The following is a 15,059-nucleotide window of genomic DNA, read 5'->3' on the forward strand; positions in this document are numbered from 1 at the left end:
TATTCACAGGACTTAATAACAACAATGTCGGCATCCCGGTTGTCACCCTCCCCCTGTCACGGATCCCTCATGGAAAAGAAACTGACCATCCTCGATATCGCTCGCCTCAGCGGGGTCGGCAAGTCGACCGTCTCCCGGGTGCTCAATCAGGATCCCAAGGTCAATGCCCAGACGAGGGCCAGGGTCGAGGCGGTGATCGCCGAGCACGGCTTCGTGCCAAGCAAATCGGCCAGGGCCATGCGCAGCCAGAGCCAGCAGGTGGTCGGTATCGTCGTGTCGCGTCTGGACTCCAGCTCCGAGAACCAGGCGGTGCGAGGCATGCTGGAAACCCTCTACCAGCGTGGCTACGACGCCGTGCTGATGGAGAGCAAATTCTCCCCCGCCAAGGTGAGCGAGCACCTGGCCGTGCTGGAGCGGCGCGGGGTGGATGGCATCATTTTGTTCGCCTTCAACGATCTGGACTATGCCTCCATGGCGCCGCTCAAGGAGAAGCTGGTGCTGGTGGCGCGCGAGCGGCCCGGCTTCTCGTCGGTCTGCTTTGACGACGACGGGGCGGTGCGGGCCGTGCTCGAGCACCTCGGACGCCGCGGCCTCGTGGACGTCGCCTACCTCGGGGTCGAGCGCAGCGACCTCACCACAGGGCTGCGCCGTCACCAGGCCTACCTCGACTACTGCCATGAGCAGGGGCGCACGCCCCGCAGCGCCCTCGGGGATCTCGGCCTGCAGAGCGGCTACCGGCTGGCGGCCGAGCTGCTCACCCCCGACACCCAGGCCATGGTCTGCGCCAGCGATACCCTGGCCATCGGTGCCGCCAAGTACCTGCAAGAGCAGGGGCGTACCGACATCCTGGTCAGTGGCCTCGGCAGTAACCCCATGCTCCCCTTCCTGTTCGCCAACACCCTCAGCCTGGATTTCGGCTACAAGGACGCCGGTATCCTGGCAGCCAGACAGCTGCTCGATCAGATTGAAGAGGGGCAGCCCCCCAGAGCCACCATAGCCCCCTGCCAGCCCCTGTAGTCTATCTTTTCCTCCATTCCCGGCATTTTGCGCTTTTTGTGACCAGCGCCACGAATTGGGAACGTTCCCATTGTCGTGACGAGCCACTGGCCTCATGCTGATTGGGAACGATACCAATAAGCGGGCGGTCATTGGCCAGCCGGCAAAGAAACGACCATTATTCATGGAGTCACAGAGGGAAGGCTCATGTCAAAAGTCAACACACAACATCTGGCGCAGTTGATCGAGCGGATCGGCGGCAAGGAGAACATCACCACCGTCAGCCACTGCCTGACCCGGCTCAGGTTCGTGCTGGCCGATCCGGCCAAGGCGGACCCCAAGGCCATCGAGACCATACCGTCGGTGAAGGGCAGCTTCACCCAGGGTGGCCAGTTCCAGGTGGTCATCGGCAACGAGGTGGATCAGTGGTACAAGGCACTGACCCAGGAGATCGGGGTCAGCGGCGCCAGCAAGGATGCCGCCAAACAGGCGGCCCGCCAGAACATGAATCCGCTGGAGCGCGGCATCTCCCACCTGGCGGAGATCTTCGTGCCCCTGCTGCCCGCCATCATCACCGGCGGTCTGATCCTGGGCTTTCGCAACGTCATCGGCGACATCAAGATGTTCGACGACGGAACCCACACTCTGGTGGAGATCAGCCAGTTCTGGGCCCAGGTCCACGCCTTCCTCTGGCTGCTGGGCGAGGCCATCTTCCACTTCCTGCCGGTGGGCGTCTGCTGGTCTGCGGTGAGAAAGATGGGCGGATCCGAGATCCTCGGCATAGTGCTGGGCATCACCCTGGTCTCGCCCCAGCTGATGAACGCCTACGGTATCGGCCAGCAGACTCCGGAAGTCTGGGACTTCGGCCTCTTCGTCATCCAGAAGGTGGGTTATCAGGCCCAGGTCATTCCGGCCCTGCTGGCGGGTGTCTTCCTCGCCTGGGTGGAGACCAACTTGAAGCGAATCATCCCGGCCTATCTCTACCTGGTGATCGTGCCCTTCGTCTCCCTGCTGCTGGCGGTGATCGTGGCGCACGCCTTCATCGGCCCGTTCGGCCGCTGGATCGGTGACGGCGTCGGCTTCGCCGCCAAGGCCGCCATGACAGGCTCCTTCGCCCCCATAGGGGCGGCCCTGTTCGGCTTCCTCTACGCACCGCTGGTCATCACCGGTATCCACCACACCACCAACGCGGTGGACCTGCAGCTGATGCAGAGCATGGGCGGCACCCCCATCTGGCCGCTGATCGCCCTCTCCAACATCGCCCAGGCGTCTGCGGTCGTGGGGATCATCCTCATCAGCCGCAAGGAAAACGAGCGGGAGATCTCGGTGCCCGCCGCCATCTCCGCCTACCTCGGGGTAACCGAGCCGGCCATGTACGGCATCAACCTCAAGTACAAGTTCCCCATGCTGTGTGCCATGGTGGGCTCGAGCCTGGCGGCCCTCATCTGCGGGTTTGCAGGTGTGATGGCCAACGGCATCGGGGTGGGCGGCCTGCCCGGCATCCTCTCCATCCAGCCGCAGTACTGGGGCATCTACGCCATCGCCATGCTGGTGGCCATCGTGGTGCCAGTCCTGCTGACCCTGCTTGTCTACAAGCGCCAGCAGGCAGCCGGCAAGCTGGATCTGGCCACTGCCTGATCCACACAACATCGGCGGAGCCCAGGCTCCGCCCTTTTCATTTGGCCTGTTCAGACCAACCCCGTTTCAACCTATGAGCGACCCAACCATGAAACAGACACCCTGGTGGCAAAGCGCCGTGATTTACCAGATCTACCCCAAGAGCTTTCAGGACAGCGGTGCCCGCGGCACCGGTGATCTCAAGGGGATCATGGCCCGCCTCGACTACCTCAAGACCCTCGGCGTCGACGCCCTCTGGCTGACCCCGGTCTACGTCTCCCCTCAGGTAGACAACGGCTACGACATCGCCGACTACCTGAATATTGATCCCGCCTACGGCACCATGGCCGACTTCGAGGCGCTCTTGGCCGCCGCCCATGCACGCGACATCCGCATCGTGATGGACATCGTCGTGAACCACACCTCCACCGAGCACGCCTGGTTCAAGTCGGCGCTGGGGGACAAAAACAGCCCCTACCGCGACTACTACATCTGGAAGGATCCGGTGGAGGGGGGCGTGCCGAACAACTGGCAATCCAAGTTTGGCGGCAGCGCCTGGGAGCTGGACAGCGCCACCGGCCAGTACTACCTGCACCTCTTCGCCCGCGAGCAGGCGGATCTCAACTGGGAAAACCCGGCGGTGCGTGCCGAGGTGAAAAACATCATCCACTTCTGGGCAAAGAAAGGGGTCGACGGCTTCCGCCTCGATGTCATCAACCTCATCTCCAAGGATCAAGCGTTCCCCAGCGACGACAGTGGCGATGGCCGCCGCTTCTACACCGACGGGCCGCGCATCCACGAATTTTTGCAGGACGTGAGTCGCGACGTGTTCGCCCCGGTAGGCGCCATGACGGTGGGGGAGATGTCCTCCACCAGCCTGGAGCACTGCCAGCGCTACGGCGCGCTGGATGGTTCCGAGCTCTCCATGGTGTTCAACTTCCACCACCTCAAGGTGGATTACCCCAATGGCGACAAGTGGACCAAGGCGCCGTTCGATTTCCTCGAGCTCAAGCGCATCTTCAACCACTGGCAGAGCGGCATGCACGGCAAGGGGTGGTCGGCGCTGTTCTGGTGCAACCACGATCAGCCGCGCATCGTCTCCCGCTTCGGCGACGAGGGCGAGCACAGGGTCGTGGCCGCCAAGATGCTGGCCAGCACCCTGCATGGGTTGCAGGGCACCCCCTACATCTATCAGGGGGAGGAGATCGGCATGACCAACCCCGGTTATCAGTGCATCGATGACTATCAGGACGTGGAGAGCCGCAACATCTTCGCCATCAAGCAGGCCGAAGGGATGAGTGAGGCCGAGATCCTCGCCATTCTGGGCGCCAAGTCCCGGGACAACTCCCGCACGCCCATGCAGTGGAGCGCGGCGGACAATGCCGGCTTCACCAGCGGGACGCCCTGGCTCAAGCCCGCCGCCAACTACCCCGCGATCAATGCCGAGGCGGCGCTGGCCGACCAGAACTCGGTGTTCTGGCACTACCGGGACCTGATCCGGCTGCGCAAGGCCCACCCCATCTTCACCCAGGGGGATTATCAGGAGCTGCTGGCGGGGCACCCGCAGATCTGGGCCTATACCCGCCGCGCCGACGGTCAGACCCTGCTGGTGGTGAGCAACTTCTATGGCGAGCCGGCGACCTTCGAGTTGCCGGCCGAGCTGGCCGGTGGCAAGGGACGGCTGCTGCTTGGTAACTACCCTGACGGTCTGGCACAGCCGGGATCCTGCACACTGCGCCCTTATGAATCCCTGATCTGGCTGATGGAGCAATGATGACTGACGCAACGACAGCGACACGACCAGCCGTGCGCGGCCCCGAGTGGCAGAAGATGGTGGCGGGGGAGCCCTATGATGCGGGGGACCCCGAGCTGAAGGCGGCGCGGGAGCGCTGCCGCCACCTCTACCACAGTTTCAACACCCAGTGGCAGGAGAAGCCGGCGCAGGATGACCTGCTCCATGAACTGCTCGGCGGGCGCGGCGCCCAGTGCGCCATCAACCCGCCATTCTATTGCGACTACGGCGCCAACATCTTCGTGGGGGAGAATTTCTACGCTAATGTGGGCTGTACCATCCTCGACGTGTGCGAGGTGCACATCGGTGACAACGTGCTGCTGGCGCCCGGGGTGCAGATCTACACCGCCGCCCACCCGGTGGCGGTGGCGCCGCGCATCAGGGGGGTGGAGTTCGGGGCGCCGGTGCGCATCGGCAACAACGTCTGGATCGGCGGCAGCGTCGTCATCTGCCCCGGCGTCACCATAGGGGACAACAGCGTGATCGGGGCGGGATCCGTGGTCACCCGGGATATTCCGCCCGGGGTGGTCGCCGTCGGCAATCCCTGCCGCGTCTTGCGCCCCATGACGGCGGAGGAGCTGGCGGCAGGCTGACTCTCAGGGCAGGCATCACGCCTGCCCTCTTTCCAAGCGCCATGCCCCCTGACTAAACGAATCCGCCTCTGTCCCTTCTCACACCGGCAACAGGGCACCACAGCGTTTATGCTGCCCCATGACCACCAGGGTCTTGAAGCTGCGCACCTGCTCCCTGGCGTGCAGCACGCGCCGGGTGAACTGCTCGTAACTTTGCATGTCCCGGGCCGCCACCTGCAGCACGAAGTCCTGCTCGCCCGTGACATACCAGAGGTCCATCACCTCGGGCTCCCGTTTCAGGCAGGCGATCATCTCGTCGACGATCCGGCCGTGATCCCGCTCCAGGGTCACCAGCACCAGCATGGTGATGGGCCAGCCCATGGTCGCCGGCGCCACCAGCGCCACCTCCCGCTCGATCAGCCCCGCCTCGCGCAGGGTGCGAAGGCGGCGGTAGCAGGCCGGTGCGGAGAGGCCGACCCTGTGGGCCAGCTCGGGAATGGGCAGACGGGCATCCTGTTGCAACTCGGCGAGGATGAGCAGGTCGAACTTGTCGGTCATGGGGCTCAGGAGATAAAGATTATCGCGTGGGGGCAGTATTAGACCGAAATTACGGCGGGCTCCAGATATATTTTCTTACCTCCCCCTTACCCAGGTTTGTACCCATGTCGCCGAATCCCCCCACCCTCTCCTCCCTGCTGGCTGTGCTGCTCGCCATGCTGTCGATCACCCTCGGCGCCTCCCTGGCCAAGACGCTGTTTCCCCTCCTCGGGGCCGCAGGCACCACCCTGTTCCGGCTGGGGTGTGCCGCCCTCCTCCTGTCGCTGGTGTTTCGCATCTGGCGCGCCCCCCTCGACCGGCGCACCCTGCTGGGCGCCCTCCCCTACGGCCTCTCGCTGGGAGCCATGAACCTGCTCTTCTATCTGGCCATCGAGCGCATCCCCCTCGGCGTGGCGCTGGCCATCGAGTTCACCGGCCCGCTGACGGTGGCGCTGCTCTCCTCCCGCCACCGGGAAGACTTCCTCTGGCTCGGGCTGGCCATCGTCGGCTTGCTGCTGCTCTTGCCCCTGCAGGCCGCCGAGCAGGCCATCGATCCGCTGGGAGCCGCACTGGCCCTGGGTGCCGGCGTGTTCTGGGGGCTCTACATGCTGACCGGCAAGCGGGCCGGAGCCCTGCTGGGTGCGCAGGCGCCGGCCCTTGGCATGTGGGTGGGCACCCTGCTGGTGCTCCCCTTCGGCCTCGCCGGGGCGAGCGAGGCCTCCTTCACCCTGCCCGTGATCCTGGCCATCGCGGGGGTGGGGTTGCTCTCGAGCGCCCTCCCCTATTCGCTGGAGATGTTTGCCCTGCGCCGGTTGCCGCTCAAGAGCTACGGTATTCTCACCAGCGGCGAACCCGCCATGGGGGCCCTGATGGGGTTGATGCTGCTGGGAGAGCGGCTGCCCCCCGCCCAGTGGCTCGGGATCGCCGCCATCATCGCCGCCTCCATGGGTACCACCTGGTATGCGGGACGAAGGCGGCCCGACCCGGCCTGACCCGCAAATAACAGGGAGCCGTGGCCAGCGGCCGGGCGGTGACGGGACACCTGCGGGCTCAGAGTCTCGGTACAAGCGCGAATTTTTGTGCACAGAAATAGTTCACATTTTTTGAACATGTAGGCCAGTTTATCTCGCTAACAATGATGAGTGAGGCTGTTTAATATTCACACATCGCTTGAGCAGGAGCGCCAAGCCGCAACATAGCTGGTCATTCATGGTGATGGCACCACAGAACCGGGTGCCTGATATCAGTGAAAGAACAACACACGATTTGAATGACCTCTTGCATGGATGCATTGATATGGGTCTGACCGGCCCTGCCAATGACATAAAAACCAAGAGAGTGAATGAACATGAAAAACGTAATCAAGATGCTGGCCGTCGCAGGCCTGATGAGTGTTGGTGTTGCCCAGGCGGCCGTTCCCGCCGACTTCAACGCAGCCCCTGGCGTGCTGTTCGTCAACTGGCATGCCGGCGCCGCACTGGCTGGCAAGAACAACCCCCAGCTGGAGGTACGTGACGAGTCCGGTGACCTGGTGGCCTCGGTTCATGCCAGCCTGATGGGTACCCAGCAGGTGCACATTCCGAGCCGCGCCCAGGGCAACCTGACCGTCAGCCTCGGGGATCAGAGCAGCGACTATCGCCTGCCGTTTGGCATCGGCAGCGGCAAGGCGCGCTGATCACGACAATCCATTTCTCCCCGCCAGACACGACAAGGGCGCCATCATGGCGCCCTTGTCGTCCTTGTCGAACGGCTGAAACCCTACTGGGTAAACACGGGGCCGAAGCCGGATCCCCACAGAATGGCCGTGGCAGCCAGCACGCAGACCAGTAGCACCAGACCGACCGTCACCACGGAACTGGCATAGATGAATCCCTGCTCCTTGGAGATGTGCATCAGGATGGGCACCCCCACGTAGAGCAGGTAGACGGAGTAGGTCAGCCCGATGAGGCCGATGATCATGACGAACCAGAGGTGCGGGAAGAAGGCGGACAAGCCGACCATGAAGAGCGGCGTGGAGGTGTAGGCCGCGAGCTCGAGCGAGGTTGTGTAGCTGGGATCCGAACCGAAGGTGTGACCCATCCAGTGCACCAGATAGGAGAGCGCGAGGACGCCGATGATGAGCGTCACGTACATGGCGATCGACAGCATGAGTGCGCTGTTGGCGGTCAGGGTGATGGGATCACCGACGCCTATGCTCCAGCCGATGTGTACGGCGGAGTAGTAGGCGCAGATGGGAGGGATCAGGGCAACGATCAGGATATGGGACAGACTGTTTCTGAAACTGTCGTGTCGCTCGTCTATGGTATGCCATTCGGTGTGAGGATGGGCATACAATCCCCATAAGTGATTCAATATCATAGCGTTATTCCTTCTCTGCTGTGATGGTGTGCTGATCGATACCGTGCTCGCTCCCCTGTCTGTTTTTTTGTCATGCCGCGCGCGGTGCGCCATCATTCGCCACGGCGAGCGATGACTTTAAATAAAGTCGCTCCAGTGCCGCTGCGTCAAGGAAGGCTGCCCCGCCGACGGGCAGGGCTGATGGAGACTGGCTGTCGGGAGACGGTGGCCTGACGCCCGCTTCGTCGTCAGTACTGCTTGGTTTTCGAGGCAAAACCCGCGAGGAAGAGGCCGGTCAGGAACATGCCGCAGAACGCCTCTATGGCCGACAGCAGCTGGAGGGGGGAGGAAGTCTGGGAGATGTCGCCGTATCCCAGGGTCACGAAGGTCACGATGCTGAAATAGAGTGAGCGCCCCAGATGGCCGTGGGTGGCGGACTCCGGCGTCACGAAATAAGTCAGGGTCGCCAGCAGGATGACCCCCATCGACATCAACAGGCTGCGGATGGGCCGCTCACCGAATCCCCAGGTGATGAAGCTGATGAACTTGCCGGCACACCTGAGGTAACACAGCAGGGAGAGCCACCCCTTGCTCAGCAGGCCGCTGCGCAGCCAGCGCTCCCTGAACAGCTCCCGCGGGCTGGCCAGGGCTTTCATCTCGTGCAGCTTCTCCTGGTAGTAGCACTCCCCGGCATCGACGGTGTCCCCCACGCTGGAGAAGAGTCGCTTGGCGTTGCGATAGAGCTTGCTCGCCTCGTTGTGATCGATCCGGCCATTCTCGTTGTAGGTCACCTGTACCTTGTCCAGGTTGGTGTGCTCCATGGTGGCATCGAAGTTCTTGGCGCGGACGTTGAAGTTCTTCAGCACGGCCCGGGAGGAGTGAAAGCGGATCTCCTCGCACTCTATGGTGAAGTCCTGAAACACCCCGTCCTCCAGCGCCAGCTCACGCTTCTTGGCCCAGGCCCTGTGGTCCCAAAGCAGGGAATCAAACAGATCCAGCCCGATGACCCCGCCATTGACCCGTACCCCCTTGGCCGAGCAGTGCCACAGATAGACCTTGGAGTTGTTGACGGCCCCGTCGAGAGAGAGCTCGTCGAGGCAGGTGAAGTCCAGCAGCCGACCGGAGATGATGGGGCTCTTGAGCGCCACGCTGCCGATGTTGAGCAGACGATGCCGACCCAGCACCTGGGCCTCTCCCTTGTTGTTCTCGGAGACGGAGAGCAGGCTCTGTACACGTTTCACCTCGTCCTTGCCATACTTGCCGGCCAGCCACATGCAGTAGGGCTCGAAGCGGATCTCCGAACGGATCAGGCCGCTCTTGCGCAGGGACTCCAGGGCGCCCGAGGCGGTCTCGTACAGGCGGATCTTGTCGTCGCTCATGTAGACGCACAGGCTCAGCACGCAGCGGGAGCTGATGAAACGGGCGATCCCTATCTGGAAGATCACGCTCTTCTCTATCTTCTGCTCCGCCATCCAGTCGCCGAAATGGGGCAGCGACGCCACCAGTAGATCCCAGATGAGGGGATAGTCGTTCTCCCGTCGCCACGCGTTGAATTGCTCGGGGGAAAGCTGCCACAGCTCGGTTGCGTTCATAGATTACCTCGGTCATGGATGTGCCCCGCCAGAAAGACCCTTTCGAGAACGACGGCTGGACGCAAGCTTACGGAAAAACGGGCGGGGCACGCCAGGGGATGCGACGATAAGTGACTGATGAAGAAGGGATAAAGAAGCCATAACCATCCAGGCCACCATCGGCGGTGAGGAAATGGCCCCGGCAGACAGGCAAGAAAAAAGCCCAGCATTGCTGCTGGGCTTTTGAATTGGCTCCTCCGACTGGACTCGAACCAGTGACATACGGATTAACAGTCCGCCGTTCTACCGACTGAACTACGGAGGAACAATTTGGTGCCCAGAGACGGAATCGAACCGCCGACACGGGGATTTTCAATCCCCTGCTCTACCGACTGAGCTATCTGGGCAAATGGTGCCGGCTACCGGAATCGAACTGGTGACCTACTGATTACAAGTCAGTTGCTCTACCTACTGAGCTAAGCCGGCACACTTTAAACCATTGTGCATGAACAAAATTTTATTTCATGGCACCAAAATGTGGTGCCCAGAGACGGAATCGAACCGCCGACACGGGGATTTTCAATCCCCTGCTCTACCGACTGAGCTATCTGGGCGTGGGCGCTATTAAACGGATTTTAAGGCAGGTGGTCAACGGGAAATTTCACTTTTCGTCTCGTTCGTCTCTTTTTTGCGCAGCACCACCCATTTTCATCACTTCTACGGGAGACGCCCCTCCCCGGCGGCGCCAGAGGCGGGACTCCTCTCCCTTAAGCAGACGGGTAATGTTCTCGTGGTGACGGACGAGAATGAGGCAGGAGAGCAGGGAGACAGGCAGGGTATATTCCGGTTTGAGCAGATAGGTGAAGAGGGGCGTCAGCAGCACGGTAATGATGGAGGCCAGGGAAGAGTAGCCGCTCACCATCAGCACCAGCAGCCAGGTGGCAATCACGGCTCCCCCCATGGCAAAGCCGATGGGCAGCATGGTACCAAGCGCCGTGGCGACCCCCTTGCCGCCCCGGAAGTGGAAGAAGATGGGGTACATGTGGCCCAGGCAGGCGGCGACGCCAATGAAACCGAGATAGACGGGTTTGATATCCAGATACCAGGCGAGATAGACGGGCGCCATGCCCTTGAGCACGTCGCTCAGCAGGACGATCAGCGCGGCCATCCGGCCCCCGAGGCGCAGCACATTGGTCGCCCCCGGGTTGTGGGAACCGTGGTCGCGGGGATCCGGCAGCCCGGTGATGCGGGAAACCAGCACGGCACTGGACAGCGAGCCGCCCAGATAGGCCAGAATAATCATCAAAATCGTCAGGGCCGTCATCTTGGTCGTTTTTACCACGATATGAATGGGGTATGATGCGGGCCACATTCTCTGGTCTGGGCTTGCCCGAACGCGTGTCGCCCAAACCGGCCGCCGGCGGCAATCAGCTTACCAGGCCTGCATCCCTGCGCTGTTTTCACAGCCCATCAAGAGTAAAGAAGAAGTACTGTCATGGACAAGGTGTTTATTCGCGGACTCGAGGTTTTGACCACCATAGGGGTTTATGAGTGGGAGAAGGGCATTCGCCAGAAGCTCTGCTTCGATCTCGAGATGGGGTTTGACAACCGCCCCGCCGCCGCAACCGACGATATCAACCTGGCGCTGGATTACGCCACCCTCTCCCGCAAGATCTGTGATCACACCCAGAGCAAGGTCGTGGAGCTGGTCGAAACCATGGCCGAACAGGTTGCCGCCCTGGTGCTGGACGACGATCGCGTCCAGTGGGTCAAGGTGACCCTGACCAAGCCGGGCGCCGTGCCCAATGCCGCCGGCGTCGGGGTCGAGATCCTGCGCCATCGCACCCCGGCCGCGAGCGCCAGCTGATGACCACCATCTACATCAGCCTGGGATCCAACATCGAGCGGGAGCGCCACATCCGCGCTGGCCTCGATGCCCTGCACGCCGAGTTCGGGCCCCTTGCCGTCTCCCGGGTGTTCGAGAGCGAGGCGGTGGGCTTCAACGGCCGCCCCTTCTACAACCTGGTGGTCGCCGCCCGCACCAATATGCCCCTGGCCAGCGTCTGCCAGCGGCTGCGTGCCATGGAGTTCGCCAACGGCCGCGAGCCGGACGCCAAGAAGTTCGCGCCGCGCACCCTGGACCTCGACCTGCTGCTCTACGGCGATCTGGTGTGCGAGGAGCCGGTGGCGCTGCCCCGCGGCGAGATCCTCACCAACGCCTTCGTACTCTGGCCGCTGGCGGAGCTGGCCCCAGAGCTGTGCCATCCCGTCGACGGCCGCCCCTTCGGCGAGCTGTGGCTGGCCTATGACAAGGCCTCCCAGCGCCTGAACCCCATACCCTTCCACTGGGAAGCGTGCGAACTACAGCATCACTGATCCACAAGGGCACCTCGCGGTGCCCTTGTTGCTGATGGACAGCGCTGATGATGGATAAGAAACGGTGATTGGGCCTGCGTCTGAACGACTGGCAGCATGGCCCTCTGCACAGGAGAACCCCATGCCCCTCGACGCCATTCACGCCTTCAACTGCCAGCTGCTGACCGGGCTGCCCCATCAGCGCTACGAACACGAACCCATCCTGGATTACGCCACCGACGAGCGGGTCAAGGCCCGGCTTGGCTGGCAGGCGGAGTTCAGCAAGACCCTGTTTCTCAAGTTCAAGGATGATCGCTTCGCCCTGCTGCTGACCCACAGGGATGGGCGGCTCGACAGCAAGGCGGTCAGGGCAATTCTCGGCGCCAAGCCCTCCATCTGCAGCGCCGAGGAGATGCAAGCGCAGATCGGCTGCCTGCCGGGCGCCGTCTGCCCCTTCCTGCCGAGGGCCGACGTGCCCCTGCTGGTGGATCCCGTGCTCATGACCCACCACGCCTTCACCTGGACCCCGGGCCACCCGGAGCTGACCTTTCTGCTGGCCACCGAGCATCTGGCCGGCGTGCTCGCCCGCCTCCCCTGCCAGGTCAGCTACCTGCCCGCCCCCGCGATATGACGTGCGCCCCGATTCTCGGGGCGCGGCCATCACCCCTTGCGTTCCTCCCTGGCCAGCTGGGCGAAGATCAGGGCGGCCAGCATGGACATCAGCCCGATGCACAGATAGGTGAGGTGGAAACCGTCGAGCCAGCGCTCGCTCTCCTGCACCGCATGACCGGCGGAGAAGAGCCCCAGCAGGCTGGCGGCGATGGCCACCCCCAGGCTCATGGAGAGCTGCATCACCACCGACAGCAGGCCGTTGCCGCTGCTGGCATGCTCGGCACTCAAATCCTGCAGCGTGAGCGTGTTCATGGCGGAGAACTGCAGGGAGTTGATGGCGCCGAACACCGCCAACCACCCCAGCAGCACGCCGTGGGGCACCTGGTTGTCGATGAAGTAGAAGCTGGCGATCATGGTCCCGAGCGCCAGGGTGTTGCCGATCAGGATGCGGCGATAACCAATGCGCGGGATCAGCTTGTTTACCAGCGTTTTGGTCAGCATGGCCCCGAGCACCGTGGGGATCATGGTCATCCCCGCCTTGCTCGGTGAGAAGCCGAGCCCCAGCTGCAGGAAGAGCGGGGTCAGGAAGGGCATGGCACCGCTGCCGAGGCGGGCGAACAGGTTGCCCCAGATGCCGATGGCGAAGGTGTTGGTCTTGAACAGCGCCAGGCTGAACAGGGGTTGCGCGGCCGTGGCGGCATAGAGCCAGTAGCTCGCCATGGCGGCCAGCCCGAACAGGAGGGCGAACAGCGCCCAGCCGGTGGAGAGGCTGTGTTCCCCCAGCCCCTGCAGGCCGACGGAGACCAGCACCATGCCGATGCTGAACAGCACGAATCCCTGCCAGTCGAAGCGCGCGGTGATCTGCCGCAGTTCGGGCATGAAGTGCCAGCTCGCCACAAAGCCTATCACCCCCACCGGCAGGTTGATGAGAAAGACCCAGTGCCAGCTCGCCACTTCCACCAGCCACCCACCCAGAGCCGGGCCGATGAGGGGGCCGAGCAGACCGGGGATGGTGACGAAAGACATGACCCGCAGCAGCTCGTGCTTGCTGTAGACCCGTAGCACCGCCAGGCGCCCGATGGGCATCAGCAGAGCGCCCCCCACCCCCTGCAGCACCCGGGCAACGACCAGCACCGGCAGGGAGTTGGCGACTGCACAGGCGAGGGATCCCAGGGTAAACAGCAGGATGGCGGCCAGATAGACGCGGCGGGTGCCGAACCTGTCTGCCAGCCAGCCGGAGGCCGGGATGAGCAGGGCCACCGTCAGCATGTAGGCAATCACCACCGACTGCATCTGCAGCGGGCTCTCCCCCAGGGCCTCGGCCATGCTGGGCAGGGCCGTGTTGAGGATGGTGCCATCCAGCGTCTGCATGAAGAAGCCGACCGCGGTCAGCCAGGGCAGCCACTTGCGTTGGGCCGGGGTCACCATCTGTGTGCTGTCGGGCATGGCAGTCACCTCCTCGTCAGATAAGAAAAGACCCGCACGAAGACGGGTCATATCAGCATATCAGGCATCCGGCTGGCCTAGCATGGCCTTGAGCCGCTCCTCCAGACTGGGCTCAGGGGCCCTCAGGGTGTCGAGGAACAGGCGCTCTATCCCTTCCCTGTCCTGACTCTTCACGATGAACACCAGGCGGGACTGGGCCTTGCCCTCCGGCCACTCCCCCAGGGATTGCAGCGGATAGAGCTGGCCGTGCACGCCGTGGATCACCACGGGCTGGCTCTCCCCTTCCAGCTGCAGTATTCCCTTGAGGCGCAACAGAGCGTCGCCGTACTGTGCCTGCACCCCATCGATGGCCGCCAGCAGGCGCGAGGGCTTGAGGGGTTCGCCGATGCGCAGGGAGAAACTCTCGATATTGTTGTGAGCAAAAGAGCCGCCGTGCGCGACATGGGTCGGCGCGGCCGTGCCCACCTTGGCGGCAAACGGCGTCATCTTCGGCTGCATGGGTGATGCCAGCCCCTGTCTCGGGGACTCGGTACGCAGCCAGGCCAGCAGCTGGCGCACGTCGCGCCCGGCCGCCTCGTTGTAGGCGCCCAGCTTCTCCAGCACGGCGGGGGAGAGCACCCCGTTGCTGACCCGCTCGACGGGGGCTGCCGGGTTGAGGGCAGCCAGCTGGCTCTCGACCCGCGCCAGGGTCTCCTCATCCACCAGGTCCCCCTTACTCACCACCAGCAGATCCGCGAGCGCCACCTGCTTGACCGCCTCGTACTGTGCCGCCAGTTGCTGCTCGATATGACCCGCGTCCACCACGGTGACGGTGCCGTCGAAGCGGTAGCGCTGGGCGATGAAGCCCTCCTCACGCAGGGTGAACAGCACGGGGGCCGGGTCAGCCAGCCCGGTGGTCTCGATAATGAGCCGTTTGAAAGGCTTAATTTTCCGCTGGATAGCCTTCATGAAAAGCCCCTGCAGCGCCTCCACCAGGGAGCCCTGCACCGAGCAGCAGATGCAGCCGGAATCGAGCAGAACCACCTGCTCGTCCACCTGCTGCACCAGGTGGTGATCCAGCCCCACGGAGCCGAACTCGTTGATGAGCACGGCGCACTCGCCGAGCTCGGGCTGCTTGACCCAGTGGTTCAGCAGCGTGGTCTTGCCGCTGCCGAGGAAGCCGGTCAGCAGGGTGACGGGGATGCGGGTGTCTTGCATATCGGTCATGTCAAATCCTTAAAACCT

The 15,059-nt window shown here is 63.3% G+C and carries 15 protein-coding genes and 4 tRNA genes; 9 read left to right on the forward strand and 10 right to left on the reverse strand.

Annotated elements, in window-relative coordinates; translation table 11 throughout:
- Positions 1-69 precede the first annotated feature (69 nt).
- From treR to J9885_RS00170, 4 genes are all read left to right on the forward strand, one after another.
- The gene (gene treR, locus J9885_RS00155; RefSeq protein ID WP_210547717.1) at positions 70-1,017 is read left to right on the forward strand and encodes a trehalose operon repressor TreR; all 948 of its coding nucleotides are present in this window, start codon (positions 70-72) and stop codon (positions 1,015-1,017) included.
- A gap of 186 nt (positions 1,018-1,203) precedes the next feature.
- Complete coding sequence (treB, locus tag J9885_RS00160; RefSeq protein ID WP_043762897.1) at positions 1,204-2,634, forward strand: PTS trehalose transporter subunit IIBC; 1,431 nt, start codon at positions 1,204-1,206, stop codon at positions 2,632-2,634.
- Between the two features lie 88 nt (positions 2,635-2,722).
- Positions 2,723-4,387 (forward strand): alpha,alpha-phosphotrehalase, encoded by a 1,665-nt coding sequence (treC, locus tag J9885_RS00165; RefSeq protein ID WP_210547718.1) that lies wholly within the window; start codon positions 2,723-2,725, stop codon positions 4,385-4,387.
- A complete protein-coding gene (locus J9885_RS00170; protein WP_210547719.1) occupies positions 4,387-4,998 on the forward strand; it encodes a sugar O-acetyltransferase in 612 nt (203 codons plus the stop codon). Before treC ends, J9885_RS00170 begins: the two co-directional genes overlap by 1 nt.
- Positions 4,999-5,076: 78 nt before the next feature.
- Here J9885_RS00170 and J9885_RS00175 read toward each other — a convergent pair whose 3' ends face one another.
- On the reverse strand, positions 5,077-5,535 hold the full coding sequence (locus J9885_RS00175; RefSeq protein ID WP_210547720.1) for an Lrp/AsnC family transcriptional regulator: 459 nt from the start codon (positions 5,533-5,535) through the stop codon (positions 5,077-5,079).
- Between the two features lie 104 nt (positions 5,536-5,639).
- Between J9885_RS00175 and J9885_RS00180 the strand changes: the two genes are divergently transcribed.
- Together J9885_RS00180 and J9885_RS00185 are read left to right on the forward strand one after the other, a co-directional pair.
- Positions 5,640-6,506, forward strand: a complete 867-nt coding sequence (locus J9885_RS00180) for an EamA family transporter (RefSeq protein ID WP_210547721.1) — start codon at positions 5,640-5,642, stop codon at positions 6,504-6,506.
- Between the two features lie 350 nt (positions 6,507-6,856).
- Positions 6,857-7,189, forward strand: coding sequence for a hypothetical protein (locus J9885_RS00185; protein WP_210547722.1), 333 nt, complete (start codon positions 6,857-6,859; stop codon positions 7,187-7,189).
- A gap of 83 nt (positions 7,190-7,272) precedes the next feature.
- On the opposite strand, the gene J9885_RS00190 is transcribed toward J9885_RS00185, so the two are convergent.
- The 7 genes from J9885_RS00190 to plsY form a co-directional block, all read right to left on the reverse strand.
- Positions 7,273-7,872: a Yip1 family protein gene (locus tag J9885_RS00190; protein ID WP_134694794.1), complete on the reverse strand. Its 600-nt coding sequence runs from the start codon at positions 7,870-7,872 to the stop codon at positions 7,273-7,275.
- A 227-nt stretch (positions 7,873-8,099) separates the two neighbouring features.
- Positions 8,100-9,443 (reverse strand): potassium channel family protein, encoded by a 1,344-nt coding sequence (locus J9885_RS00195; protein WP_210547723.1) that lies wholly within the window; start codon positions 9,441-9,443, stop codon positions 8,100-8,102.
- Positions 9,444-9,671: 228 nt separating this feature from the next.
- Positions 9,672-9,747 (reverse strand) — tRNA-Asn (locus tag J9885_RS00200).
- 6 nt (positions 9,748-9,753) lie between these two features.
- Positions 9,754-9,829: transfer RNA gene (locus J9885_RS00205), tRNA-Phe, on the reverse strand.
- A 3-nt stretch (positions 9,830-9,832) separates the two neighbouring features.
- Positions 9,833-9,908, reverse strand: a tRNA-Thr gene (locus J9885_RS00210).
- 52 nt (positions 9,909-9,960) lie between these two features.
- Positions 9,961-10,036: transfer RNA gene (locus J9885_RS00215), tRNA-Phe, on the reverse strand.
- Positions 10,037-10,083: 47 nt separating this feature from the next.
- Entirely contained in the window at positions 10,084-10,746 is a 663-nt protein-coding gene (gene plsY / locus J9885_RS00220; RefSeq protein WP_210547724.1) for a glycerol-3-phosphate 1-O-acyltransferase PlsY, read from the reverse strand.
- 171 nt (positions 10,747-10,917) lie between these two features.
- Between plsY and folB the strand changes: the two genes are divergently transcribed.
- The 3 genes from folB (at position 10,918) to J9885_RS00235 (ending at position 12,408) form a co-directional block, all read left to right on the forward strand.
- Positions 10,918-11,289, forward strand: coding sequence for a dihydroneopterin aldolase (folB, locus tag J9885_RS00225; protein ID WP_210547725.1), 372 nt, complete (start codon positions 10,918-10,920; stop codon positions 11,287-11,289).
- Entirely contained in the window at positions 11,289-11,798 is a 510-nt protein-coding gene (gene folK, locus J9885_RS00230; RefSeq protein ID WP_134694791.1) for a 2-amino-4-hydroxy-6-hydroxymethyldihydropteridine diphosphokinase, read from the forward strand. Before folB ends, folK begins: the two co-directional genes overlap by 1 nt.
- Positions 11,799-11,919: 121 nt before the next feature.
- The gene (locus J9885_RS00235) at positions 11,920-12,408 is read left to right on the forward strand and encodes a YbaK/EbsC family protein (RefSeq protein WP_210547726.1); all 489 of its coding nucleotides are present in this window, start codon (positions 11,920-11,922) and stop codon (positions 12,406-12,408) included.
- Positions 12,409-12,437: 29 nt separating this feature from the next.
- On the opposite strand, the gene mdtD is transcribed toward J9885_RS00235, so the two are convergent.
- Positions 12,438-13,835, reverse strand: a complete 1,398-nt coding sequence (gene mdtD, locus J9885_RS00240) for a multidrug transporter subunit MdtD (protein ID WP_210547727.1) — start codon at positions 13,833-13,835, stop codon at positions 12,438-12,440.
- 60 nt (positions 13,836-13,895) lie between these two features.
- A complete protein-coding gene (locus J9885_RS00245; protein WP_043762867.1) occupies positions 13,896-15,041 on the reverse strand; it encodes a GTP-binding protein in 1,146 nt (381 codons plus the stop codon).
- Between the last annotated feature and the right edge of the window lie 18 nt (positions 15,042-15,059).

The sequence above is a fragment of the Aeromonas sp. SrichE-2G genome, from assembly GCF_017939565.1.
GTDB classification, from domain to species: domain Bacteria; phylum Pseudomonadota; class Gammaproteobacteria; order Enterobacterales; family Aeromonadaceae; genus Aeromonas; species Aeromonas taiwanensis.

Bases quoted from the DNA above. Each gene is read 5' to 3' on its own strand.
- treR (WP_210547717.1), top strand. From the start codon at position 70: ATGGAAAAGAAACTGACCATCCTCGATATCGCTCGCCTCAGCGGGGTC.
- treB (WP_043762897.1), top strand. From the start codon at position 1,204: ATGTCAAAAGTCAACACACAACATCTGGCGCAGTTGATCGAGCGGATC.
- treC (WP_210547718.1), top strand. From the start codon at position 2,723: ATGAAACAGACACCCTGGTGGCAAAGCGCCGTGATTTACCAGATCTAC.
- J9885_RS00170 (WP_210547719.1), top strand. From the start codon at position 4,387: ATGACTGACGCAACGACAGCGACACGACCAGCCGTGCGCGGCCCCGAG.
- J9885_RS00175 (WP_210547720.1), bottom strand. From the start codon at position 5,535: ATGACCGACAAGTTCGACCTGCTCATCCTCGCCGAGTTGCAACAGGAT.
- J9885_RS00180 (WP_210547721.1), top strand. From the start codon at position 5,640: ATGTCGCCGAATCCCCCCACCCTCTCCTCCCTGCTGGCTGTGCTGCTC.
- J9885_RS00185 (WP_210547722.1), top strand. From the start codon at position 6,857: ATGAACATGAAAAACGTAATCAAGATGCTGGCCGTCGCAGGCCTGATG.
- J9885_RS00190 (WP_134694794.1), bottom strand. From the start codon at position 7,872: ATGATATTGAATCACTTATGGGGATTGTATGCCCATCCTCACACCGAA.
- J9885_RS00195 (WP_210547723.1), bottom strand. From the start codon at position 9,443: ATGAACGCAACCGAGCTGTGGCAGCTTTCCCCCGAGCAATTCAACGCG.
- plsY (WP_210547724.1), bottom strand. From the start codon at position 10,746: ATGACGGCCCTGACGATTTTGATGATTATTCTGGCCTATCTGGGCGGC.
- folB (WP_210547725.1), top strand. From the start codon at position 10,918: ATGGACAAGGTGTTTATTCGCGGACTCGAGGTTTTGACCACCATAGGG.
- folK (WP_134694791.1), top strand. From the start codon at position 11,289: ATGACCACCATCTACATCAGCCTGGGATCCAACATCGAGCGGGAGCGC.
- J9885_RS00235 (WP_210547726.1), top strand. From the start codon at position 11,920: ATGCCCCTCGACGCCATTCACGCCTTCAACTGCCAGCTGCTGACCGGG.
- mdtD (WP_210547727.1), bottom strand. From the start codon at position 13,835: ATGCCCGACAGCACACAGATGGTGACCCCGGCCCAACGCAAGTGGCTG.
- J9885_RS00245 (WP_043762867.1), bottom strand. From the start codon at position 15,041: ATGACCGATATGCAAGACACCCGCATCCCCGTCACCCTGCTGACCGGC.